The 22,214-nt window shown below is 33.1% G+C and carries 23 protein-coding genes and 1 pseudogene; 14 read left to right on the top strand and 10 right to left on the bottom strand.

Translation table 11 applies throughout. The features are described from left to right. The 3 genes and pseudogenes from QZ260_RS08895 to QZ260_RS08885 all read left to right on the top strand — a co-directional run. Nucleotides 1-395 (top strand): annotated as a pseudogene (locus QZ260_RS08895) (hypothetical protein); the annotation flags it as partial. A 52-nt stretch (nucleotides 396-447) separates the two neighbouring features. Next, on the top strand, nucleotides 448-1,665 hold the full coding sequence (locus QZ260_RS08890; RefSeq protein WP_295985199.1) for a hypothetical protein: 1,218 nt from the start codon (nucleotides 448-450) through the stop codon (nucleotides 1,663-1,665). 213 nt (nucleotides 1,666-1,878) lie between these two features. After that, a complete protein-coding gene (locus QZ260_RS08885) occupies nucleotides 1,879-2,349 on the top strand; it encodes a hypothetical protein (RefSeq protein ID WP_295985197.1) in 471 nt (156 codons plus the stop codon). Between the two features lie 60 nt (nucleotides 2,350-2,409). On the opposite strand, the gene hemL is transcribed toward QZ260_RS08885, so the two are convergent. From hemL to QZ260_RS08870, 3 genes are read right to left on the bottom strand one after another with little or no spacing between them, the layout of a single operon-like run. Next, a complete protein-coding gene (gene hemL / locus QZ260_RS08880) occupies nucleotides 2,410-3,696 on the bottom strand; it encodes a glutamate-1-semialdehyde 2,1-aminomutase (RefSeq protein WP_295985193.1) in 1,287 nt (428 codons plus the stop codon). Nucleotides 3,697-3,705: 9 nt separating this feature from the next. After that, nucleotides 3,706-4,494 carry a glucosaminidase domain-containing protein gene (locus QZ260_RS08875; protein ID WP_295985192.1) on the bottom strand — a complete coding sequence of 263 codons (789 nt, stop codon included), beginning with the start codon at nucleotides 4,492-4,494 and terminating at the stop codon, nucleotides 3,706-3,708. Nucleotides 4,495-4,498: 4 nt separating this feature from the next. Continuing rightward, entirely contained in the window at nucleotides 4,499-5,407 is a 909-nt protein-coding gene (locus QZ260_RS08870; protein WP_295985190.1) for a pyridoxal-phosphate dependent enzyme, read from the bottom strand. Between the two features lie 377 nt (nucleotides 5,408-5,784). Between QZ260_RS08870 and QZ260_RS08860 the strand changes: the two genes are divergently transcribed. Continuing rightward, nucleotides 5,785-5,949, top strand: a complete 165-nt coding sequence (locus QZ260_RS08860; protein ID WP_295985186.1) for a DUF5522 domain-containing protein — start codon at nucleotides 5,785-5,787, stop codon at nucleotides 5,947-5,949. Between the two features lie 148 nt (nucleotides 5,950-6,097). Beyond that, nucleotides 6,098-6,658 carry a DUF4136 domain-containing protein gene (locus QZ260_RS08855; protein WP_295985184.1) on the top strand — a complete coding sequence of 187 codons (561 nt, stop codon included), beginning with the start codon at nucleotides 6,098-6,100 and terminating at the stop codon, nucleotides 6,656-6,658. Between the two features lie 36 nt (nucleotides 6,659-6,694). Here QZ260_RS08855 and QZ260_RS08850 read toward each other — a convergent pair whose 3' ends face one another. After that, on the bottom strand, nucleotides 6,695-7,798 hold the full coding sequence (locus tag QZ260_RS08850; protein ID WP_295985181.1) for a bestrophin family ion channel: 1,104 nt from the start codon (nucleotides 7,796-7,798) through the stop codon (nucleotides 6,695-6,697). Nucleotides 7,799-7,960: 162 nt separating this feature from the next. On the opposite strand from QZ260_RS08850, the gene QZ260_RS08845 reads away from it, so the two are divergent. Further along, on the top strand, nucleotides 7,961-9,721 hold the full coding sequence (locus tag QZ260_RS08845) for an aromatic amino acid hydroxylase (RefSeq protein ID WP_295985178.1): 1,761 nt from the start codon (nucleotides 7,961-7,963) through the stop codon (nucleotides 9,719-9,721). 2 nt (nucleotides 9,722-9,723) lie between these two features. Here QZ260_RS08845 and QZ260_RS08840 read toward each other — a convergent pair whose 3' ends face one another. Next, nucleotides 9,724-10,473, bottom strand: a complete 750-nt coding sequence (locus QZ260_RS08840; protein ID WP_295985176.1) for an enoyl-CoA hydratase/isomerase family protein — start codon at nucleotides 10,471-10,473, stop codon at nucleotides 9,724-9,726. A 113-nt stretch (nucleotides 10,474-10,586) separates the two neighbouring features. Here QZ260_RS08840 and QZ260_RS08835 point away from each other — a divergent pair, with 113 nt between their 5' ends. After that, nucleotides 10,587-10,892: a rhodanese-like domain-containing protein gene (locus QZ260_RS08835; protein ID WP_295985174.1), complete on the top strand. Its 306-nt coding sequence runs from the start codon at nucleotides 10,587-10,589 to the stop codon at nucleotides 10,890-10,892. A 324-nt stretch (nucleotides 10,893-11,216) separates the two neighbouring features. On the opposite strand, the gene QZ260_RS08830 is transcribed toward QZ260_RS08835, so the two are convergent. Both QZ260_RS08830 and alaS read right to left on the bottom strand, forming a co-directional pair. Beyond that, on the bottom strand, nucleotides 11,217-12,161 hold the full coding sequence (locus QZ260_RS08830; protein WP_295985172.1) for a GSCFA domain-containing protein: 945 nt from the start codon (nucleotides 12,159-12,161) through the stop codon (nucleotides 11,217-11,219). A 3-nt stretch (nucleotides 12,162-12,164) separates the two neighbouring features. Then, nucleotides 12,165-14,780, bottom strand: coding sequence for an alanine--tRNA ligase (gene alaS / locus QZ260_RS08825; protein ID WP_295985168.1), 2,616 nt, complete (start codon nucleotides 14,778-14,780; stop codon nucleotides 12,165-12,167). Nucleotides 14,781-15,000: 220 nt separating this feature from the next. Between alaS and QZ260_RS08820 the strand changes: the two genes are divergently transcribed. The 5 genes from QZ260_RS08820 (at nucleotide 15,001) to QZ260_RS08800 (ending at nucleotide 18,252) form a co-directional block, all read left to right on the top strand. Beyond that, nucleotides 15,001-15,972 carry a M23 family metallopeptidase gene (locus QZ260_RS08820; protein WP_295985166.1) on the top strand — a complete coding sequence of 324 codons (972 nt, stop codon included), beginning with the start codon at nucleotides 15,001-15,003 and terminating at the stop codon, nucleotides 15,970-15,972. Beyond that, nucleotides 15,972-16,301 carry a MerR family transcriptional regulator gene (locus tag QZ260_RS08815; protein WP_295985162.1) on the top strand — a complete coding sequence of 110 codons (330 nt, stop codon included), beginning with the start codon at nucleotides 15,972-15,974 and terminating at the stop codon, nucleotides 16,299-16,301. The genes QZ260_RS08820 and QZ260_RS08815 overlap by 1 nt, the downstream gene beginning before the upstream one ends. Before the next feature lie 80 nt (nucleotides 16,302-16,381). After that, nucleotides 16,382-16,969: a LemA family protein gene (locus QZ260_RS08810; protein ID WP_295985160.1), complete on the top strand. Its 588-nt coding sequence runs from the start codon at nucleotides 16,382-16,384 to the stop codon at nucleotides 16,967-16,969. A gap of 1 nt (nucleotide 16,970) precedes the next feature. Then, nucleotides 16,971-17,411 carry a TPM domain-containing protein gene (locus QZ260_RS08805; protein ID WP_295985158.1) on the top strand — a complete coding sequence of 147 codons (441 nt, stop codon included), beginning with the start codon at nucleotides 16,971-16,973 and terminating at the stop codon, nucleotides 17,409-17,411. Nucleotide 17,412: 1 nt separating this feature from the next. Then, the gene (locus tag QZ260_RS08800; protein WP_295985156.1) at nucleotides 17,413-18,252 is read left to right on the top strand and encodes a TPM domain-containing protein; all 840 of its coding nucleotides are present in this window, start codon (nucleotides 17,413-17,415) and stop codon (nucleotides 18,250-18,252) included. A gap of 165 nt (nucleotides 18,253-18,417) precedes the next feature. Here the strand turns inward: QZ260_RS08800 and der are convergent, their stop codons facing one another. Continuing rightward, on the bottom strand, nucleotides 18,418-19,722 hold the full coding sequence (gene der / locus QZ260_RS08795; protein ID WP_295985153.1) for a ribosome biogenesis GTPase Der: 1,305 nt from the start codon (nucleotides 19,720-19,722) through the stop codon (nucleotides 18,418-18,420). A gap of 169 nt (nucleotides 19,723-19,891) precedes the next feature. Between der and QZ260_RS08790 the strand changes: the two genes are divergently transcribed. Next, the gene (locus tag QZ260_RS08790) at nucleotides 19,892-20,182 is read left to right on the top strand and encodes a hypothetical protein (protein ID WP_295985151.1); all 291 of its coding nucleotides are present in this window, start codon (nucleotides 19,892-19,894) and stop codon (nucleotides 20,180-20,182) included. After that, nucleotides 20,164-20,403, top strand: a complete 240-nt coding sequence (locus QZ260_RS08785; RefSeq protein WP_295985149.1) for a hypothetical protein — start codon at nucleotides 20,164-20,166, stop codon at nucleotides 20,401-20,403. Before QZ260_RS08790 ends, QZ260_RS08785 begins: the two co-directional genes overlap by 19 nt. On the opposite strand, the gene era is transcribed toward QZ260_RS08785, so the two are convergent. Together era and QZ260_RS08775 are read right to left on the bottom strand one after the other, a co-directional pair. Next, a complete protein-coding gene (era, locus tag QZ260_RS08780) occupies nucleotides 20,400-21,278 on the bottom strand; it encodes a GTPase Era (RefSeq protein ID WP_295985148.1) in 879 nt (292 codons plus the stop codon). The two genes, QZ260_RS08785 and era, sit on opposite strands and share 4 nt — an antisense overlap. 123 nt (nucleotides 21,279-21,401) lie before the next feature. After that, nucleotides 21,402-22,106 (bottom strand): FKBP-type peptidyl-prolyl cis-trans isomerase, encoded by a 705-nt coding sequence (locus QZ260_RS08775; RefSeq protein WP_295985147.1) that lies wholly within the window; start codon nucleotides 22,104-22,106, stop codon nucleotides 21,402-21,404. Nucleotides 22,107-22,214 lie beyond the last annotated feature (108 nt).

Genomic DNA, 22,214 nt, shown 5'->3' with positions numbered 1-22,214 from the left:
AGTTTTATCACACTGATAAATGGTACATAGAAAGAGTTGGAAAAGAATGGGTTATAAAAAAGAATTTAATTGAAATATTGCTTCATATTGAACTTAATAATATTGATTTAGTAGAATCTAGATTATTAAGCTTTAAACGTAGTTATTATAAATTTTTATTAGAAATAAAACAACAGAGAGTAATCACTTACCTAAATCTTATTAATGAATATTATAAAACTCCAGAAATAATTACTTCAATAAAATTTAAAAATAAAGTTGAAGATTCTTTCGAATGGGTTGGAGGAGCACAAGAAGATATATTTGTAATAAGTTTTTACAGTTGGTTGAAAGGTAAAATGAATAATACAGACCTATATCAAACTACTTTAACCCTAATAAAGCAAGCCCAATAAGAAGTAAAAACTAGATAATTCTATATAATTAAACTTTACCTATTTTTACACAATGCTAAAAAAAATACTATTTACTATCCTATGTTTTTGTAGTTTAACACTAACTGCACAACAACCTGATAGCTTATCAATTAAAAATGGAATAGATAACCCTAGCATATTATCAACACATCACTTTGGCATATTCAGTTCACGGTTAAACACCAATTTTAAATATGCGCCACCTCAAAAAACCACATTTGCATTTAACTATACTAGCGGAAATAATTTCCAGCCTTTTGTTGAAGCGTATTACCCGAAAAACCATGAAATAAGAAAACAATTAAGTCGAGTTAAATGGCATAATCGCCGTTTCAATTTCATAGACCAAGAAACCACACCAGCCGATTATTTAAACATTGTGATTGATGCAGTTATTAAAGAATTCAGGGCTACAGTAAACATTCCAATAAACAAACAACATGAATTGGGAATCACATTAAGGTCTTACTTAATAACTAAAGGAAAATATCCATTTTCAATTTTCACAAGTGATGAAGGTATTGAATGGTTTCACAGCAATGCAGTTGGCGGCGAAGATCCATTTGGAAGACGATATTATGGTTTAAACCAAGTGAATTTTAGATATTTTGATAGAAACGGAAACACTTTACAGTTAAATAACAACGATTTTTTTATTGGCGGATTAGAGTTTAACCACTACTATTACCCCAAGCTATCACTAAGTACAACTCAAAATATTTATCTTAATTTTGGTACGCATTTAGGCTTAAACACCTCAAAATATAATTCATCAATAGACGTTGGTATTTCAGCAAATGCTATTAAAAAACTAACCTTAAAAAATAATCACGAGCTAAACTTAGCTGTAGGCGCAAACCTATTACGCAAAAATATCATCAATTTTAAAGAGGTTATAGATTTAGGAAACAACCCCTATCTGGCCTCCCTCGAGGGTGAAATTGAAATCACCAAATACACGAAAAAGGGCAACTACAACGCTTTTGGCATAAATTACCATATTCAATCGCGTTACAACAAAAAAGCTGAAGGTGAATATTACAGATTAATTGGTAAGTGGCAAGAAATAAATGGCGGCTGGCAAAACGGCGTATATACACTCTACGAACCCCTATCTAGTTGGAATATTATTTACACTTACGGCACACCAAAATATCTGCTAACATTATTTATCAAAGAAGATTTACAAGTAAACAATGCTCCAGATTTTCAAACTGGTGTGAGTTTAAAAATTCCTATATCTAAATAATTATTTTTTTAGCGTTACCACAAGGGTCGAGCTTTACGTTGCAATCTTTTTGTTCGTGCTTCTCAAAAAGGATTTCCACTACAATCCCTAACGCAAACCCGTTTCAATTACAACGGCACAACTATGTTAATGTGTAGTTAAAATTTAGGCATAAATTAAACCATTCTAAAATATAAAAGTCCAAAAGACAAATACATTTAAAACCTTTATAAAATGAAAAAAATCTTAATAATTGCCGTAGCGCTTTTAGCATTACAAGTTACCGCACAAGAACAGCAAAGAGAACGCTCGAATAAGCAAGGCAAATCTCTAAAAATGATGGATCTTTCTGCAGAAGACGCAGCTGCACTTCAAACCAAAAAAATGACTTTGCATTTAGACTTAAACAAGTCTCAACAAGCCGAGATTAAAAAAATAAATTTAGAGAATGCCACCAAAAGAAAAGCCATGATGGCAGAACGTAAAGCCAGAAAAAAAAGTGGTGAAATTCAAAAACCTACACAAGAACAGCGTCTTGAAATGGTAAATACCAAATTAGATCGCAAAATTGCTATGAAAGCAAAAATGAAAAACATTTTAGATAAAGAGCAATATACTAAATGGGAGAAAGCTCAAATGCAGAACACCAAGAACGGAAAGAACAAAAAGAAAGGCCTAAAAAAAGGCATGCATAAGAACAAATAATAACGATTTTAATTTAGTTGATGAGAAACGCATCCCGAAATATCGGGATGCGTTTTGTTTTTATAAAAATTTTGAAACCTTATTTACAGCAGCTATTGTAAAATCTAAATCTTCATAACTTAAAGCATCCGTTATGAACCATGTTTCAAAAGCACTTGGTGCAATATAAACTCCTGAATCTAGCATACCATGAAAGAATTTCTTAAAAGTGTCATTGTTTCCCTTGGCTGCCGTATCAAAATCTACAACTTCAGCCTCATCAAAATGAACTGATATCATAGACCCTACTCTATTTATGGTGTGTGTAATATTATTATCATTCAAAACTTTAGCGATGCCTTCATGCAAATACGCTGTTTTTTCTTCTAATCTAATAAATACTTCCGCATGGCTATTCAGTTCTGTAAGCATTGCTAAACCGGCTGCCATAGCTAACGGATTCCCACTTAAAGTGCCAGCCTGATAAACGGGCCCCAATGGAGCTAAATGATTCATAATTTCATTTCTAGCTGCAAAAGCACCAACTGGCAATCCGCCACCAATAACCTTTCCGAAGCAAACGATATCAGCTTTGACATTAAATAATTCTTGACATCCACCTTTTGCTAAGCGAAAACCTGTCATCACCTCATCAAACACTAATAAAATATTATGTGTATCACATAGACTTCTAATCGCTTCTAAAAAACCTGATTTCGGAGGGATACATCCCATATTTCCAGCAACGGGCTCAATAATAATACAAGCTATTTCATTTTTATTCCCTTCAATTAAAGCTTTCACATTTTCAATATCATTGTAGCGAGCTAGCAATGTATCTTTTGCTGTTCCTTTAGTAACCCCGGGACTATTTGGTGATCCAAAAGTACTAGCTCCACTTCCTGCTTGAATTAAAAATGAATCAGAATGCCCATGATAGCAACCCGCAAACTTTATTATTTTATCTTTTCCTGTATAGCCTCTCGCTAAACGCACGGCACTCATACAGGCCTCTGTCCCAGAATTAACAAAACGAATTTTATCAATATTCGGCACCATAGAAACAGCTAATTCAGCAATTTGAGTTTCTATTTCTGTGGGCATTCCAAAAGATGTGCCTTTTTTAGCTTTTTCAACTACTGCATTCACAACGGGCTCAAAAGCGTGGCCCAAAATCATAGGTCCCCAAGAATTTATGTAATCAACTAAACGGTTTCCGTCTTCATCATACAAATAGGCACCCTTGGCTTCTTTGACAAAAACAGGTGTTCCACCTACACCTTTAAACGCTCTTACTGGCGAGTTTACACCTCCTGGAATCACTTTTTCCGCTTCAGCGAATAACGCACTACTCCTTTTATAAATCATGTAATCTAATTATTTATTTGATGATGGTTTCACAATTAACACCTGCCCTAAATTAAGATCCGTATCACTCAACCCATTTATATTTTGAAGTTCTTTCACTGAAATCTTATATGTTCTAGAAATTGAATATAAGGTATCACCTTTAACAACCGTATACATTGTTAGTTCTTGTGTTACAGGGTTTTCATATTTCACATATAACTCACCTAAGACTTCTTTGTCGAACTCATACAATTGGTATCGTTCTATTAAACTAATAAGTTTCTGCGGATATTTTCGATCTGTAGCATATCCAGCTGCTTTCAACCCTTTAGCCCAACCTTTATAATCTTCTTTTTTTAATTTAAAAAGTTTTGAATAACGTTTTCGTTCTGACAAAAACAAAGAGTGATCTCTAAATGAATATTTAGCATCCTTATACTTTCTAAAACATTCTTGCTTTTCATCATCATCATGGTATATCTTTTTCCCGGTCCAACCATGGCACTTAATCCCAAAATGATTATTGGCTTTAACAGATAACCTGCCTTTACCTGAACCAGACTCTAAGATTCCCTGAGCTAAAGTAATACTAGCAGGAATCCCATACAAACTCATTTCGTTCTGTGCTGTGGCTTTGTGAAAGTCTATATAACGCTCAGTATTATTGGCATATACTTTAACATCCTTTTCTTTATCTTTTTGTTTTACCTCAACTTGTTTAGTTTCATCACTGGGCTTTTTAGTTACAATACCTTTCTTAGACTTACAACTAAATACCAAAAGCGCAACACATAAGATGACAATTATTCTGTTCATTAATTTAGATAATTATTGATAAATTTTTCTTCCTTAAAACGGCATTCATCCCTTCAATACCTTGTAATCCTCCTGTATGGATTACTAAAATTTTTGAACCCTTTGGGAAATGATTTTTATTAATTAAATCCATAATTCCGAATAGCATTTTACCTGTATAAACAGGATCTAAAGAAACTTGATTATCGATTTTAAACTGATTAATAAACGTTACTAATTCTTCATTTATTTTAGCGTAACCACCAAAATGATAATCTGTAATTAATTTCCAATTGGTTTGTGATGCAAATTTACTAATATCTTCCTTTAAAAAATCACCTTTTAAGGCAGGAAAACCTAAAACTTGTTGACTAGGTTTTGAACAATTTATAAGGCCAGAAATGGTGCCTCCTGTACCCACAGCGCAACATATATAATCAAAATTTTTATCTTCCGTGTTTAAAATTTCTTCACAACCTTTAACTGCTAATTTATTTGTTCCTCCTTCCGAGATTAAATAAAAATCTCCAAATTCTTCTTTCAAATCATTTAAAAAAGACTCAGAAGTTTTATTTCGATATAATTCCCTAGAAACAAACTTAAATTGCATGCCGTTTTCCTTTGCAAAACTTAAGGTTGAATTTTCAGATATTTTACTCCCTAACTCTTGACCTCTTACTATACCAATGGTTTTAAAACCAAAAGCATTTCCTGCCGAAGCAACTGCAGCTATATGATTAGAAAACGCACCACCAAAAGTAAGTAGCGTATCAAATCCATTATTTTTAGCTTCAAGAAGATTATATTTTAACTTTCTGTATTTGTTTCCAGACACAAATGGGTGGATTTTATCCTCACGCTTTATATAAAGTTCAACCGTGTTATTGGGTAAAATAATTTGCTGGTTTATGCTGTCTGAAAGCTTAAATATCATGATAACGAAGATACTTTAAAAAAGCACAAAATGAACGCTGCTTCAAATAATCTAGGTTAAATTCATTGGAGTATGACTCTCTTTCAAATGAAATATTCCGATACCCTTTACGCCAATTTTTATATTGAATTAATCGCACTAAAAATTCTATTCCGTAGAAGATATAAAAAGGAATAACGAGTAATTCTAACTGTTGTCTCAGATGAATTTTTTCATGATTTATTAAAATATAATTTACTTTTAATTGCTTCGATTTTAAAAAGACAAAAGGGAATATCGTTATTCCTGTATAACCTTTAGGTACTATATATTTTGAAATAAGAATCATGTTATATACTATTCAAAAATCAATCCAATTTACATTATCTTTGCTCATAATGAAAAAAATAGTCCCAATTGAAGAAGGCGATTACTACCTGACACCCGAAGGTTATCGTTGTTTTACCGAGCAATATCACTTAAAACGTGGTTATTGTTGCGAGAGTGGTTGTAGACATTGTCCATATGGATATAACAAAGCTACAAATTCTATAAAAAAATAGTTTTAAAAGCACACATTTCCTTGTGTCCTTGGTATGATTATTGATACTATTTATTACGTGAAGTTATAAGAATAAAACTGCTGTAAACTAATGTTTTTATTTACACTTAATTTTTTTACAGCTACTACAACCTTTAAAAAATTGTATTATGAAAAAATTTATTAAAACCTTACCGCTTTTAGCATTACTGATTTTGCTATCTTCATGTAGCTCTGTTAAAGTGGCTGCAGATTATGACAAAGAGGCTAAATTTAACGATTACAAAACATTTGCATTCTTTAAAACTGGTATTGACAAGGCTGAAATTAGCGATTTAGATAAACGTCGAATACTTCGTGCTATTGAAGCAGAACTTTTAGCTAAAGGCTTTACAAAATCTGAAAAACCAGATTTATTGGTGAGTCTATTTACAAAATCACAACAACGCGTTGATGTTTACAACAATTCCTGGGGCAATGGCGGCTGGGGTTGGGGTGGCTATGCAGGCTTTGGCCCTAGTTGGGGATGGGGCTGGAATCAACAACCTAGCGTTTCTACAAGCATGCAAGGCCATTTATATATAGACCTTATTGACGCTAATAAAAAAGAATTGGTATGGCAAGGTATGGGAACTGGTTATTTAAGTAGAAATATGGAAAAGAAAGAAGCTCGTATAAAAGAGTTTGTTACTAAAATAATGGAGAAATATCCTCCAGGAACGCAACAATAAAAACAAAAAAGGCAACTCAGTGAGTTGCCTTTTTTATTACATCACAATATCATTTTGCCAAACATAAGGTTCAGGAATATTAGTATCATCTATAAGTTGCCTGATATCGATTTCAATGCCCCTACTCAAATCTGTAATTGGCACATCATTTGGCCCACCTTCAAAAGGGTTTTCTGTGTTCTCCCCTATTTTTTCCATAGTATGAAAAACCCAAGATAATAAAGTACTAAACGGGATTGAGAACCAGACAAAATGTTTAGCTATAAATTGTTGAACACGATGCATTATATCTGTTTGCACTTCATGCAAAGCAAGCTCATCTAAAACACGATCACCAATAACCTCAAAACCCTCCATTACTCCGTAGGGTAATAACAAAATAAAACTCCACACAAAAAGATAGTTTAATGTAGCATATTGTCTTGGATATGGAAAATTTTTAATACGCTCCGATTTTCCCTGTAACGTATAAAACTCGGCTAAAACATTAACCATTTCCATATGCCTAAAGTCTTCAATCAATCCTTGATCCATAAGTTCTTTTAAACGTCTTGATTGGACACCAAGAATTTGAGAGGCTTTATTTCCCTTTGCAAAAACTTCATCATACTCCTTTTTAGACAAATAAGGTTCAATAGCCTCTTTAATAGGTATTTCATCTTCACAAACCAAGTAATAGGCTTCTCTAAATTCGGCATTAGACTTCGTATCTTTTAAATGCATTTCCCAAGGCTTATCGGCACGCATTTGATAACGCAATGCAGTTAACCAAGCTACGTGTCTATGCACCAATTCTCGTTTTATCGATTGTAGTTTCTCGTCTGTTACATGTTCTTTAGTATGCGTATTATCAATAAAATCCTTGACCATAATAGTCCAAGAGCGTGACGTATTTACAATTCCACCCCAAATTTTGCGCGCTTCCCAGAGCCTATCATAAGATGCATTGTTTTTAAAACTCACCAAAAACGCTACAGCTGTACCTAAAACCCCCATTGGTAGCCAAGGAATGTGCAACCATTTCCAATGTAAAATGTCAAATAAAATTACTGGAATTGTAGCAAGTATTAGAAATAAAAAAATATGGCGCCTAGTCCATTTTATTACTCCTTTTACAGGAAATATACGTCTTGTGTACATATGTGTTTTTTGAAAATTTAGTTTTATAAATATATAGAAATCTTCAATGGTTATTCAGCAAAATTAGAATTGAACAGACAACTAATGAAAGAAAAGCTAAAAACCCTCTGTTTTAATGAATTATTCGTATTTTTAAACATGTTTTAAATCTAAAAATTACTGATGTCGCATTCAATTGAATCAAACGAAATACTTCAAAAGCTCCCAAAGCATTTAAAGCAGTTTATAAAACCTCAAAATTATGAGGATTATTCGGCTATAGATCAAGCTGTTTGGCGTTACGTGATGCGCAAAAACGTAGATTTTTTGAGCACTGTTGCTCACCACTCATATTTGGAAGGCTTAAAACAAACAGGAATCTCTATCGATAGTATTCCCAACATGTATGGCATGAACCGCATTTTGAAAGATATTGGGTGGGCAGCTGTTGCCGTTGACGGCTTTATTCCTCCAAATGCTTTTATGGAATTTCAAGCCTATAACATTTTGGTTATTGCAAGTGACATCAGACAACTGGAACATATTAAATATACACCGGCTCCCGATATTATTCATGAAGGTGCGGGACACGCCCCAATAATTGCTAATCCTGAATACGCTGAATATTTAAGACGTTTTGGAGAAATTGGCTGTAAAGCCATTTCATCGGCAAAAGATTATGAACTTTATGAAGCCGTTAGACATTTATCCATCATAAAAGAAGCACCTAACTCTTTGGAAGAAGCTATCGCTTCGGCAGAAAAAAAAGTAGAAGATTTACAACAAAACATGGGTACTCCAAGTGAAATGGCACTCATAAGAAATTTACATTGGTGGACTGTTGAATATGGTTTAATTGGAACTGTTGACAACCCCAAAATATATGGAGCTGGTTTACTGTCATCAATCGGCGAAAGTGCCTGGTGCATGACTGACGAGGTTAAAAAATTCCCTTACGACATCAATGCAACTTACAAAAATTTTGATATCACTAAACCACAACCTCAACTTTATGTAACACCAAATTTTGCACATTTAAGTTTAATTTTAGAAGAGTTTGCAAATACCATGTCATTGCGTAAAGGCGGGCTATCTGGGGTTAATAAATTAATTGAATCAAACGCTTTAGGAACCATTGAGTTAAGTACAGGATTGCAAATTTCTGGAGTTCTTAATCATGTTATTGAACACGACGGAAAACCCATCTACATACAAACCACAGGAAAAACAGCTCTCGCTTATCGCGAAAAAGAGCTGGTCGGTCATGGTGTAGACACTCATTTAGACGGTTTTGGTTCTCCTATCGGAAAATTAAAAGGTATTAACCTGGCCATTGAAGATATGAGTCCCCGTGATTTAGCAGCTTATAATATTTATGAAGAACGCATTGTAAACCTAGAATTTGAAGGCGGTATTAAAGTTTCAGGAGAAATCATTACCGGAAAACGAAATCTTCAAGGAAAAATAATTCTTATTAGTTTCAATAATTGCACGGTTACACACCAAGAAACGGTATTATTTAAACCTGAATGGGGTATTTATGATATGGCCGTAGGTAAAGATATTGTTTCAGCTTTTTCTGGACCTGCTGATTTAAGTAGTTTTGATTTAATTACGCACAAAACGTCATCAAACACGATTCATATAAAAAAATCAAAAGATCGATTAGCACTTGAAGCTTTATACCAACAGGTTAAAGATTATAGAGAAGGGATAAACAAAACCATTTCTAGAACAAAAGTTTTAGACCAGCTTTTAGAGAAACATCCTAATGACTGGTTATTACCTTTGGAACTTTATGAATTAGCCCACTTAGGAAATGAAACTGAGCTATGTAAACAAATATTAAAACAACTAGAAACTATTAAACAAAATAAGCCCGAGGTAGGACATTTAATTGATGATGGATTGGAGATTGTTCAGAATAAATCAATTATTAAATAATGTTATCTAAAGCGTTTCAATATCATTTTTGTAAACGTACTCAAAACTAGTTTTCCACTTATTTCAGCGCGTTCACTCAATAAAGCATTCCAATTTTCTGTTCCTTTCCAGAATACTTTTTTCATTTCTATTAAAGCTTCTGGATTATAACTTGCTAATTTTTCAGCTAACGTTTTTACTGCTTCATCTAAGTCTTCGACGGTTTCGAATACCTCAGAATACAAGCCTTTCTCTTTTGCAAATTCAGTAGAAAAAAAAGTCTCAGCATCAATGGTCATTTGGGACATGGCTGTAACTCCTATCTTTCTTGAAACAACAGGCTCAATAACAAAAGGCCCAATACCAATACTTAATTCGCTCAATTTAATAGAAGCATATCTTGTTGCTAAACAATAATCTGCAGCAGCTGCTAAACCTACACCTCCTCCAACTGCTTTTCCTTGCACCCTTCCAATAATCAACTTTGGGCATTTACGCATTGCATTTATAACATTAGCAAAACCCATAAAAAATTGTTTTCCAGATATTTCATTTTCGATGGCAATTACTTCATTAAAACTTGCTCCGGCACAAAAGGTTCTGTCTCCACCACTTTTTAAAACAATAACTTTTATATCATCATTTTTACCAGCATCAATAATAATTTGCTCTAATAGTGATAAAACATCACTAGGCATGGAGTTTCTATTAGGATGAAAAAACTCGATAAAACCAACTTCATTTTCAATAGTAAGCGTAACATAAGCTTCCATAAATACTCAAATTTTAAAAGTTGAATATACATAAAATTTTAATGAACTATAATGCAACTTATGTTACCTATACTTTAAAAAAAATTAAATTAATTTGCAATAAAAATTAGACTATGGGCTTATTAGATTTTCTGTTTGGTAATAAAAATGACATGATTAAAGATTTTCAAAATAGAGGTGCTATTATTATAGATGTTCGAACTACTAAAGAATTCAATCAAGGTGCTATCGCTGGCTCAAAAAACATTCCTTTACAAATCATCAATTCCAAAATTGAGAGCATAAAAAAACACAACAAGCCTGTAATTACATGTTGCGCTAGTGGAATACGTTCTGGAAGTGCTGCTTCAATTTTAAAAAGCAACGGCATTGAAGTCGTAAATGGCGGTGGCTGGATGAGCTTAAACCGTAAGTTATAATTTTAAATTTTGAAAATCGTTAATGGATTGCATCGAATTATCGTTATAGATTAAAGTCCAACCAAGAGAGTTTGTTAGAATATAAACTTTTGAAAGCTCGCTGATTAATCTGTTTTAAATATTAGAAGATAGATCTCATGCTAAATAGGTGTAGACACAAAAAAAACATCAATTGAGAATCATTTTACTGATTTTGCAATTGATGTTTTTAAATATAAACTGATTAATAGCATAATGAAGCTATAACTTATACTAATACATTGGTTGTTTTTTCGACAAAGTGTTATTAAAAAAGGTAAAACGTGTTAGAAATCAATTAACTTTTTAGAATACGATATGTGGAAAATGGGAATGAATCTGGTTTTTTTTAGCCTCTAAATTTTGAAGGAACTTTTGATGCGCTTGAGATTTAAGATTAAAAGGCTTGTGTTTTAAGCCCTTTTGAATAGTATCGACTTCTTCCATAACTTTGAAAGACTCGTCAGAAATCCAGACCGTTTTAAACTTATCCCAAATGTAGTTTATTGCCACCTGATTGGGGTGAATCATGTCTTCGTTATAAAAGCGATAGTCACGAAGTTCATCCATCATGATTTCAAAAGATGGAAAATAAAATGACTGATTATTTATTACTTGATGGATGGCTGTTATTAAATGCGCTTTACTTTGAGTATTTTGAACAAAGCCATCTTTTGTATGTCGAATTGGAGAAACTGTAAAGACCACTAAAACATCATTATTAACACTTCTAATCAAGCTCAAAATGTTTTTTAATGAGTTTGTAATTTCCTGAACCGACAACAATTCTTTCTTAAATAGCTTCTGTGGAACTTTATGGCAGTTGGCAACAATACTATCTGTTTTTATATCTCGATATACCCAAGCTGTTCCAAAAGTAATAATAATGTGAGAAGCTCTTTTTAATTTTGAGCTTGTTAAATCAATTTGCTCATTTAGTTGATTTATTAAATAGTTTTTTGAAGTATTACTCAATTTTGAGTGTGCATCATAACAGTGCCATTGTTCATTATTGAGAAAAACATCGCCCTCAGAATATATCTTATTTCCAACCGCATTTGATATGAGAGTTTCAATGGCTTTAGGATGAAATAAAATACCAAAAGGATTTTGAAGATTTTGAAATTTAAAATAGTCGAGTTTCTTTCCTATGTTTTCTGAAAAGCACGAACCAAATAATAGTACATTAGAATTATAGTCTATTTGATTTTTAGACTGTTTCTTTAATGGTATTTTGGTTTGAAGATTCAAAACTTAAGAAACAAAATTCCTAGCATTCTCCAAAGCCTTATCAATCCCGTCAGGCTTCTTACCTCCTGCAGTAGCAAAAAACGGTTGTCCACCACCACCACCTTGGATGTATTTACCAAGTTCTCTAACCACCTGCCCAGCATTTAAACCTTTACTAGCAACCAACTCTTTTGAAATATAACACGACAGCAACGCTTTTCCGTTTTGCTCTGTTGCAAATAATAAAAACAGATTATCAAACTGACTTCCTAATTCAAAAGCCACATCTTTTAACCCACCAGCATCCAAATCTAATTTTTTAGCTAAGAACTTAACGCCATTAATATCTTCTAATTCCTTTTTAAGCTCTCCTTTAATAGTCGCAGCTTTATCTTTAAGCAGCGTTTCTATTTGTTTTTTAAGTCCCGTATTTTCTTCTTGTAAATTCTGAAGTGCTTTCACAGGCTCTTTAGCGTTATTAAGTAGGTCTTTCATTTCAAAATAAGCTCTATTATTTTCAAAATAAAAACCTTTTACCGCATCATTAGTAATTGCTTCAATTCTTCTAATTCCTGCAGCAACTGCACCTTCTGAAACAATTTTAAAATGCCAAATATCAGACGTGTTTTTTACATGTGTACCACCGCAAAGTTCAATAGATTTACCAAAACGAATTGCACGAACCGTATCACCATACTTTTCACCAAACAAACTCATAGCACCTTCTGCAATCGCTTCTTCTTTTGGAATATTTCGTTTTTCTTCTAATTGTAATTTGCCTTCAATTCTTCGATTTACAAAATTTTCAATATCTCGTAATTCTTCAACTGTTAATTTTGAAAAATGAGAAAAATCAAAACGCAAATATTTAGAGTGCACTGCACTTCCCTTTTGCTCTACATGAGCTCCTAAAACCTCTCTTAATGCCTGATGCAGCAAATGTGTTGCCGTATGATTACATTCGGTTCTGTGACGTTGTTTAACATCAACAGCAGCTTTAAAAGATTGATCAATATGCTTTGGTAAATTTTTAGCAAAATGGATAATAACATTGTTTTCTTTTTTAGTATCCAGGATATAAACCACGTCACCACGCGTATCTTCCAAATACCCTTTATCGCCAACTTGTCCGCCACCTTCAGGGTAAAATGGTGTTAAATTGAACACCAATTGATACATATCTCCATCTTTCTTGGAAGATACTTTTCTATATCTCGTCAGTTTGACATTAGCTTGCAATATATCGTAGCCTACAAATTCTTCTTCAGCGTCATCCACAATAATGGTCCAATCATCAGTAGACATCTCACTCGCTGCACGAGACCGTTTTTTTTGCTTTTGTAATTCTTCGTTAAAACCTTTTTCATCAAGCTTTAAACCTTTTTCAGAAAGAATTAAAGCTGTCAAGTCAATTGGAAAACCATAAGTATCATAAAGTTCAAAGGCTTTTTCTCCTGAAACCGTATCGCCTTTTGTTTCGTCTACAATTCTATTTAACAACACTAATCCTTGATCTAATGTTCGAGAAAATGATTGTTCTTCTTCTTTTATAACATTTTCAATAAGTTGTTTTTGAGCTTTCAACTCTGGGAATGCCTCTCCCATGCGATTACTCAACACATCGACCAGCCTGTATATAAACGGCTCTTTTTTATCAAGAAATGTAAATCCATAACGCACAGCACGACGTAAAATTCTTCTAATAACGTATCCTGCACCAGTATTGCTAGGTAATTGCCCGTCAGCTATTGAAAACGCAACAGCACGAACATGATCAGAAATTACTCGAATAGCAACATCCGCCTTTTCATCCTTTCCGTAACTTTTATTAGTTATGGTTTCAATTTCACGAATAATAGGTGTAAAAACATCAGTATCATAATTAGATTGCACATTTTGCAATACCATACACAAACGTTCAAACCCCATACCAGTATCGATGTGTTTATTCGGTAAGGATTCCAATGAACCATTTGCTTTTCGGTTGTATTGCATGAATACTAAATTCCAAATTTCAACAACCTGTGGATGATCTTCATTAACCAAGTCTTTACCAGAAATTTTAGCCTTTTCTTCAGCAGATCGAATATCTACATGTATTTCACTACAAGGTCCACAAGGTCCTTGATCGCCCATTTCCCAAAAATTATCCTTTTTATCACCTTTTAAAATGCGGTCTTCAGAGATGTATTGTTTCCAAATATCATAAGCTTCGGTATCCATTTCTAAATTATCAGCATCAGCACTTCCTTCAAAAACAGTAACATAAAATATGTCTTTATCAATACCGTAAACTTCAGTTAGTAACTCCCATGCCCAAGCAATAGCTTCCTTTTTAAAGTAATCACCAAAACTCCAATTTCCCAACATTTCAAATAAGGTATGATGATAGGTATCATATCCTACTTCCTCTAAATCGTTATGCTTACCAGAAACACGCAAACATTTTTGCGAGTCTGCAATACGATTATTTTTAGGTTTTGCATTGCCTAAGAAATACTCCTTAAAAGGCGCCATACCAGAATTTACAAACATTAAGGTTGGGTCATCTTTTAGAACCATGGGTGCAGATTGCACTATACTATGCTTCTTTTCTTCAAAAAAACTTAAAAACTTTGATCGTATTTCCTGTGAGTTCATCTCTTGTTATTATGCATCTTGTTTCTATTAAATTATTTTTAATAAGAAACAATTTTTATATTTACTCTCCAAAAATATTTAAAATTAAGGAGATGGTGAACCTACAATTGAATTATCATCTAATTATTATAATAATAATTTTGTAGGTTTGTTCGTTTACTACTTGAAACAACACTTTTAGTTGTTCTAATTTAGCTGCAAAAATAGTATAATTTAAGAAATGAGTAAGGTAAAATATTACTACGATAAAGAATCGCTTTCTTACCGCAAAATAGAACGCAAAAAGCGAACTACATTTAAGTATGCTGGTATATTTATTTTAGCAGCTGCTTTTTTCGCATTTATATTTATTTTTATAGCTAGTCAGTATGTTGAATCTCCCAAAGAACGGGCTTTTAAAAGAGAACTTCAGAATGCCCAATTGCAGTTTGACTTGCTCAATAAAAAAATGGAACACGCTGAAGCGGTTTTAGCTAATGTTGCGGATAGAGATAATAATATTTACCGCGTTTATTTTGAAGCTAACCCAATTCCTGACGAGCAACGTAAAGCCGGTTTTGGTGGAATTAATAGATACAAAAGTTTAGAAGGTTTTGATAATTCCAAATTGATTATAGAAAGCAATAAGCGTTTAGATATTTTACAAAAACAGATTGTTGTACAATCCAAATCTCTTGATGAAATTAAATTACTTGCTGAAGAAAAGGAAAAACTTTTAGTAGCAATTCCTGCTATACAACCTGTTAGTAATGAGGACTTAACCCGTATGGCTTCTGGTTACGGTATGCGATCTGACCCATTTACTAAGGTTAGAAAAATGCATTGGGGTATGGATTTTACTGCTCCAAGAGGTACTCCAGTTTATGCGAGTGGTGATGGCGTTGTAGCTCGAGCAGACAGTAATTCTTCTGGTTACGGAAAACATATAAGAATTAAGCACGGTTATGGCTACACAAGTTTGTACGCACATTTATACAAGTACAATGTTAGAAGAAATCAAAAAGTAAAACGAGGCGATTTAATAGGTTTTGTTGGAAGTACAGGACGTTCTGAAGCACCTCATTTACATTACGAAATATTTAAAGACGGAGACCGCATTAACCCAATAAACTTCTATTATGGAAGTTTAACTGCGGAAGAATTTAACAAGCTATTGGAGCATGCTTCTTTAGAAAATCAATCCCTCGATTAATGCATATAGATTTACCTGAAAAAAGATATTATGCTATTGGCGAAGTTGCCAAAGCATTTGGCGTTAATACATCTTTGATTCGTTTCTGGGAAAAAGAGTTCGATGTTCTCAAACCTAAAAAAAACGCAAAAGGCAACCGTAAGTTTACACCAGAGGATATAAAAAATCTTAAATTTATCTATCACCTTGTTAAAGAACGCGGATTTACACTTGAGGGTGCAAAAACACATTTAAAAGAAGAAAAAAAGCAAGCTCTTAATAATTTTGAAATTATCAATAAGCTAGAAGATGTGAAAAGTCAGCTTATCAAAATAAAAGAACACCTTTAATAGTAAGGCTGATGTAACTTTTTATAAAAAGAAGTGTCTTATCAATAACAATTAACAAAATTATATTAAACTAATTTATCATGAAGAAATTTTTACCATTGATTATCATTGCTATTTTGGTATTAGGTATCTATTCTTGGGCAAAAGGATTTAACAATACAGCTGTAGAACATGAAGCTGATGCTAAAACAGCTTGGTCTAATGTGGAAAGTGCTTACCAGCGCCGTGCAGATTTAATTCCAAACTTAGTTGCTACTGTAAAAGGTTACGCTGCTCACGAAAAAGAAACTTTAGAAGGTGTTATCAAGGCGCGTTCTGAAGCTACAAAAACAACTATTGATGCTGGAGATTTAACACCTGAAAAAATGGCTCAATTTCAAAAGGCTCAACAAGGCTTAAGTGGCGCATTATCTAGATTATTAGTAACTGTAGAAAGATATCCTGATTTAAAAGCAGACAAGAGTTTTCTTGAACTACAATCACAGTTAGAAGGTACAGAAAATAGAATTAACGTGACTAGAGACCGTTTTAATGAAGCTGTAAATATTTATGACAAATTCACTACAAAATTCCCTGGCAAATTATTAGCCGGCTTATTTGGATTTGAAGAAATGGCTCGATTTAAAAGTGCTCCCGGTAGTGAAAACGCTCCTAAAGTAGAATTTTAAAATGTCAAATAAAGTTGAAGATTTTCTAACTGCAGACGAAGAACAAGACATTGTTGAGGCTATTCGTGTTGCAGAATTAAATACTTCGGGAGAAATTCGTGTACATATAGAAAAAACATGCAAAGGCGATGCTACAAATCGTGCTATAGAACTTTTTCATACTTTAAAAATGGATAACACCAAACTTCAAAATGCGGTGTTAATTTATGTTGCCATTGAAGATAAAACCTTCGTTATTTTTGGAGACAAAGGTATTAATGATGTGGTTGAAAATGATTTTTGGGACAGCACTAAAAACATCATGCAATCACATTTCAAAAAAGGTGATTTTAAACAAGGCTTAATTGAAGGTGTTTTAAAATCTGGTGAACAACTTAAAACCTATTTTCCATATTCAGATTCTGACTCAAACGAACTAACTAACGAGATTTCTAAAGGATAAAATGCAGTATTCAGTGTGCAGTATTCAGTCGCAGTCACAGCATAACTTAAAAAGCAAAGTTATACCTACCTTACTGCTTGCTATATTATCTTTTAGCTTCTCTTTTGCCCAGTATGATATCCCTAAGAAGCCCGAGCTTCAAACCAGTGTTTATGATTATGTGAATTTACTTTCTGCTGATCAAAAAAGTGATTTAGAGCAAAAACTTATTAGGTATTCTGACACGACATCAACTCAAATAGTTATTGCTGTTATCAATTCTACAAATGGTGAAAATATTAACTATTTAGGAGCAAAATGGGGGCAAGAATGGGGTATTGGTCAAGAAAAAGAAGATAATGGTATTTTAATACTATTGGCAAAAGGAGATAGAAGAATCGCTATAAATACGGGATATGGTGTTGAGCACTTATTAACGGATGCCATGTCTAAGCGAATTATAGAACGAGATATTATCCCTTATTTTAAACAAAATGATTACCCTGGAGGATTAAACAAAGGTGCTGATGCTATTTTTCAAGTTCTCAATGGTGAATATACAGGCTCACGACAATCAAATGGTAGTGAGTTTCCCATTGGACTTATATTTGTTCTGATTTTCATATTTATCATTATCCTGATTTCAATTTCCAAAAACAGACGTGGCGGTGGTGGAAATAGAGGACGTCGATCTGCTGGAAGTGGTTTATTAGAAGCTATTATTTTGAGCAATATGGGCCGTGGCAATTACCGAAAAGGTTCATCTAGCGGTTGGGGCGGAAGTTCTGGCGGTGGCGGTGGTTTTGGAGGCGGATTTGGTGGTGGCGGATTTGGTGGCGGTGGCGCTTCTGGAGGATGGTAATTTCAATTAACAATAAACTTATTAATTTGATTTACTTTGCACCTACCTATTTAAATCGACAAGATATATTTCTTTCTACAGTAATGATAAATTCATTAATTACAGAATAATTAAAATCTCCCACGTAAGAGTGTTTTAGTAAACTAAATAATATCTTTTCTAAAACTATTTCTTACGCATGTAAATACTAATAGGCACGCCATTAAATCCGAAATGTTCTCTCAATTTATTTTCTAAAAACCTTTTATATGGGTCTTTTACATACTGCGGTAAATTACAGAAAAACGCAAATTGAGGTTGTGGTGTTGGCAACTGCATCACGTATTTAATCTTGACATACTTTGCCTTATACGCTGGCGGTGGGTAATTTTCTATAATGGGCAACATCACCTCATTAAGCTTACTAGTTTTGATTTTCTTGTTTCGGTTTTGGTAAACCTCGACAGCCGTTTCAATGGCTTTAAATATACGTTGTTTTGTTAATGTTGATATAAAAACAATTGGAACATCAGTAAAAGGTTCCATTTGTTGTCTTATTACTTTTTCAAATTCCTTTACAGACTTATGGTCTTTCTCTACTAAATCCCATTTATTTACTAAAACTACAATACCTTTTCGGTTACGTTCTGCTAACCAAAAAATGTTTTGTACTTGTCCGTCAAAACCACGAGTAGCATCTAAAACGATAAGACATACGTCACTGTGTTCTATGGCTCTTACACTACGCATAACAGAATAGAACTCTAAATCTTCTTTTACTTTGGATTTTCTTCGAATTCCTGCAGTATCTACTAAATTAAATTCGAATCCAAAACGATTATATTTTGTATCAATGGAGTCTCTTGTTGTACCCGCAATATCCGTTACTATATATCTATCTTTACCAATAAGGGCGTTTATAAATGATGATTTCCCAGCATTTGGACGACCAACCACAGCAAAACGAGGAAGTTCAGCTTCTATAACCTCTTCTTTTTCAGGTAAGGCTTCTATTAAAGCATCTAAAAGTTCGCCTGTACCACTTCCATTAATACTAGCAACGGTATAATAATCACCTAAACCTAATGAATAAAACTCAACCGCATCTTCTGCACGCTTTCCATTATCAACTTTATTGACTACTAAAAAAACAGGTTTACTTATTTTACGAAGTAGCTTAGCAACATCTACATCCATTCCAGTAACCCCAGATTCCACATCTACCATAAAAATAATAGCATCAGCTTCATCAATAGCTAACTCTACTTGTTTATCTATTTCAGCTTCAAAAATATCATCACTTCCTAATACATACCCTCCAGTATCAATTAAAGAAAATTCTTTTCCATTCCAATCACTTTTACCGTAATGACGGTCTCTTGTAACGCCACTTACAGCATCAACAATAGCTTCTCTTCGTTGTATTAAACGGTTGAAAAGCGTTGATTTTCCAACATTTGGTCTCCCTACTATGGCTACTATATTACTCATAATCATTAAATTGTATGCTACACCTTATCTGATGCCGTTATTATTTCTATCCGAAATATTTTGCAAAAGTAGGGAATATAGACGAAGTAAAGTTCTTTTTTAATAAAGATTGAATGTATTTAAAGTTTAAAGAAAAAAACAGTAATTTACTTTACTAAAATTAATATGAATGCCGCTAAAAAATGACATTGCATTACGCCCAAGGTTTAAAATGGAAATCCCGAGGTATAATGAAGCCATTTTGAGTGATTTTGAAAATGAAAAAACAACTCAATCTGAATTTATTATAACCAGAGTTGATGACCATGTTTTTATTAAATTTCCTAAGGATAAGCAACATTTCTGGTCACCACAATTACATCTTGAAATAAATAAGGTTGATGATAATTCTAGCACACTGCATGTTTATTTGGTCCCAACCCTACAGTTTGGACGCTTTTTATGTTTCTTCATTTTCTAGTTGCAGTAATATTTATTGCCTTTGCCATTTGGACTTATACCAACTGGACTTTAAACCAAACCTATGCCGTTCAAGCCAGCATAACGTTATTGATGATTTTAATATGGGTTACTTTATATTTTGCAGGAAGTATTGGCAAAGCATCCAGCACTAATGACATGCGATTACTTAATGATTTCATGACTAACACACTAAGTCTAGACCTAAAAAAAACACCTTAATTATAACCAAAACGTTTAAGTTGGTTTTGATTACTACGCCAATTCTTGTTCACTTTAACGTATAATTCAATATGAATTTGTTTACCAAAAAATTTCTCTAAGTCTTTTCTAGATTCAACTCCTACTCGTTTTAGCGCACTCCCTTTATGCCCTATAATAATCCCTTTCTGGGTTTCTCGCTCTACCATAATTACAGAACGCACTCTAATAATAGTCTCTTCTTCAAAAAATTCTTCAGTATCTACTTCAACAGCATAAGGAATTTCTTTTTTGTAATGCATTAGAATCTTTTCTCGAATCGTTTCATTAATAAAAAATCGTTCTGGCTTATCCGTTAATTGATCTTTAGGATAAAACGGTGGCGATTCTGGAAGCAATTCTAAAATACGAGTAAAGACTTCTTTTACGTTGAAACCCTCGAGTGCTGACACTGGAAAGATCTCTGCATTTGACACTTTTTCAGCCCAAGTTTGAACTTGTTCTTCCAACTGCCCTTGATCTGACTTATCTATTTTATTTAATAATAACAAAACAGGGATTTTTGAATTGGTAATTTTATTAAAGAATGCTTCGTCTTTTAATTCCTTTTCTCCAATTTCTACCATATAAAGAAGTACATCGGCATCTTCAAAAGCAGATTTAACGAAACCCATCATAGACTCTTGAAGCTCATAGGCTGGTTTTATAATGCCGGGGGTATCACTTAAAACGACTTGGAAATCTTCACCATTTACAATACCTAAAATTCGGTGTCTTGTAGTTTGTGCTTTTGACGTTATAATTGAAAGTTTTTCTCCAATAAATGCGTTCATTAATGTTGATTTCCCAACATTAGGATTCCCTATAATATTTACAAAACCTGCTTTATGGCTCATCTTATTTTTCATTTAATCTACTGCAAAGTTACAATTTGAATATTCAATACATCATAAAAAATTAGAAACAAAAAAAACAGGAAGTAAAACTTCCTGTTTTTTCTAAGAATATATAATAAACTATTACTTTACAATTTCTAACAATTCTACATCAAATATTAATGTTGCGTTAGGTTTAATTACTCCGCCTGGTCTTGGGTTAGCACCGTAAGCCAAACTACTAGGTACAAAAAATTTGTATTTAGCACCTACATTCATTAATTGTAAACCTTCAGTCCAACCTTTTATAACTTGTGTTACTCCAAATTCTGCAGGTTCTCCTTTATCAACTGAACTATCGAATACAGTACCATCAATTAAAGTTCCATGATAATGCACCTTTACTTTAGATGCTGTTGTTGGCTTTTCACCTGTTCCTTCTTTTAAAACAGAATACTGCAAACCACTTGCAGTAGTTTGAACACCTTCTTTAGTTTTATTTTCAGCTAAGAATTTCTCTCCTGCTTCCTTATTTTCGGCAGCTGCTTCTTGACTCTTAATGGCATCTTCTTTCTGTTTATTTTGAAAATATGTTCTAACAACTTGTTGCGCTATAGTCGCATCAATTAATATGTCTGTAGAATCTAAAACATTTGTAAATCCTTGAATAAACAATTCGTTATCAAAATCATCAAAACTAGCTTTTACATTTTTAGCAACATCCATTCCGATAGCATAACTAACCGAATCTAATTCTGTCTTTATGGGTTTTTGTGCTGCTCCATTATTATTGCATGACACTAGCAGAATTACCATTGCTGCAAGACTTAAACATTTCATTATTTTCATTTTTAATATTTTTTTTTAGTACGATGCCAAATGTAATAAATTTATAATAAGTAAAAAAGAAAAATAGTATTACGAGAAAAATTTTAAGCACTATTTACATATCTATTT

This window comes from uncultured Algibacter sp., assembly GCF_905480415.1.
Taxonomy (GTDB): Bacteria; Bacteroidota; Bacteroidia; order Flavobacteriales; family Flavobacteriaceae; genus Algibacter_B.
Note: the sequence above shows the minus strand (reverse complement) of the source record. Positions and strands in the feature narration are given on the sequence as shown.